1 protein-coding gene is annotated in these 2,266 nt (G+C 76.5%); it reads right to left on the bottom strand.

Annotation, left to right across the window (positions count from 1 at the left end):
- The coding region (locus HMPREF0731_RS19005) for an ATP-binding protein (RefSeq protein ID WP_007005832.1) at positions 1-2,266 on the bottom strand (2,266 nt) is incomplete at both ends.

Raw genomic sequence — 2,266 nt, 5'->3', positions numbered from 1 at the left:
GCTGGTCGCCGCGCGCAGCGACCAGGACAGCGCCGCCTGCCGGTCGGCGATGGCCAGCGCCGCCTCGAACGCCACGGCCACCTCGGGCACCGGGCGGCCCAGCGCCCGCAGGATCTCGCCGCGCTGGCGCAGATATTCCGGCTCGAACCACAGCTCGGTGCCGCGCCGCGCCTCGGCCAGCGCGGCGTCCAGCCCGGCCAGCGCCTCCTCCGGCCGGCCCAGCCGCAGCAGCCCCTGCGCCACGCCGACATGCAGCAACGGCATGCGGATGGTGAAGGAGGTGGGCGACATCGCCGCCAGCGCGCCGCGCAGCACGGGCAGGCCCTCCGCGACCTCGCCACGCGCCACCATCTCGGCGCCGCGATAGGCGTCGGTCCACAGCACCCAGCCGCGCAGCGGCGGCAGGTCGCGCTGGATCACCTGCCGCGCGCCGGCCGCCTCCTCCAGTTCGCCCACCAGGAAGGCGAGGGGCCACAGCGTGATGCCCAGGGCGAAGATGATGCTGGACGGATGCTCCAGCTGGCGCGCCTCCACCGCCGCCTCGCGCGCCAGCGCCAGGGCCGGGGCGGTCTCTCCTTGCAGCCAGCGGATGCGCGCCAGCGTGGCCAGCGACAGGATCCGCTGATCATAGAAGTTCAGCTTGTTCTGGTGCGGCTGCAAGGCGCGGCGCGGATAGCGCGCCAGCATCGCCTCGGTCAGCCGGCGGGCCTCCGCCTGCTCGCCCTGCATGTGCAGCACGAAGCCCACCAGCCGGTCGCCCACCGGCCCGTCCGCCGGCTGGCCGGCGCGCCAGGCGATCTCGCGGAAGCGCCGCGCATGGCCCAGCGCCTCCTGGTAGTCGCGCCGCATGGCGCCGAGCGCCAGCCCGTTCAGCGCGCGCAGCTGGTGCTCGACATCGCCCAGCCGCTCGGCGAAGACCAGCGTGCTGACCCAGGCGGCCTCCACCGTGCCCGCGAGGAAGACGGTGACGGTGCCGAGCGCGGCATAGAGCCGCATGCCCAGCCGCGGCTCCGGCTCGGCCCCGGCGCGGAAGGCGGCGATCGCCGCCTCCAGCCGCCGCCGCGCCTCCTCCATCATGCCGAGCGCCGACCACAGCGGCACGCCGGACAGCGTCAGCGCGATGCCGAGCGCCGGCTGGCCGCCGGGCCCCAGGCTCCAGTCGATGGCGGCGCGCAGATTGTCGATGTCGGGGCACAGGCGCTCGCGCGCCTCGGCCACCGGCAGCCGCTCCCACAGCGCCTCGGCCTGGCCGAAGGCGGCGGCGTAGTGGCGGGCATGGCGCAGCGCCATGGCGGCGCTCTCGCCCGCCTCCTCCAGCTTGCCGGCCAAGTAGAGCCGCGTGGTGTCGAGGCAGCGATACGCCAGCTCCGCCTGGCGCGGCTGCGGCACCAGGAAGGACTTGTCCACCAGGTTGCCGAAGCGGTCGAGCAGCCCCGCCGGCTCCTCCCCCGCCTCGCCGCACACCGCCAGCGCGGCGTCAAGCGAGAAGCAGCCCTGGAACACCGACAGGCGGCGCAGCAGCCGCTGCTCCTCCGGCGGCAGCAGGTCGTGGCTCCAGTCCAGCGCGGCGCGCAGCGTCTGGTGGCGCGGCAGGGCGGTGCGGCGGCCCTGCATCAGCAGCCGGAACCGGTCGTCCAGCCGCTCCGCCAGCGGCTGCAGGCCGAGCTGCGCGACCCGGGGCGCCGCCAGCTCCAGCGCCAGCGGGATGCCGTCGAGCTGCCGGCAGATGCGCCCCACCAGCGCCGCCGCGGCATCGTCCAGGCCGGGCAGGGCGCCGGCGGCCTGCACCCGCTCGACGAACAGCGCCACGGCGGGATAGGCCAGCGCCTCGGCCGCCGCCAGCGGCGCGCCCTCCGGCGGGCAGGCCATCGAGGGCAGGCGATAGGTCCATTCCCCCTCGGCGCGCAGCGGCTCGCGGCTGGTGGCCAGCACGCGCAGCTCGGGCCCCGCCTGCAGGATCTGCTCGGCCAGGCTGGCGGCGGCGCCGATCACATGCTCGCAGCTGTCCAGGATGATCAGCCGCCGCGCTGCCCCGAGCGCGGCGCCGAGGCCGCCGCCCTGGCCCTCCCGCCCCAGCGCCGAGAGTAGCTGCCCGACCGCCAGCGCGCCATCGGTGAGCGAGCCGAGGTCGAGCAGCAGCGGCGGCTCGGGCGCCTCCGCCGCCAGGCGCCGCGCCACGCTGAGCGCCACCGTGGTCTTGCCGATGCCGCCGGCGCCGATGATGCTGACGAAGCGCCGCCGGGCCAGCTCGCCCGCGAGCAGGGCG

The sequence above is a fragment of the Pseudoroseomonas cervicalis ATCC 49957 genome, from assembly GCF_000164635.1.
In the GTDB taxonomy this organism is placed as follows: Bacteria; Pseudomonadota; Alphaproteobacteria; order Acetobacterales; family Acetobacteraceae; genus Pseudoroseomonas; species Pseudoroseomonas cervicalis.
The sequence above is the reverse complement of the archived record's forward strand: the minus strand, read 5'-3'. Positions and strand labels throughout refer to the sequence as shown.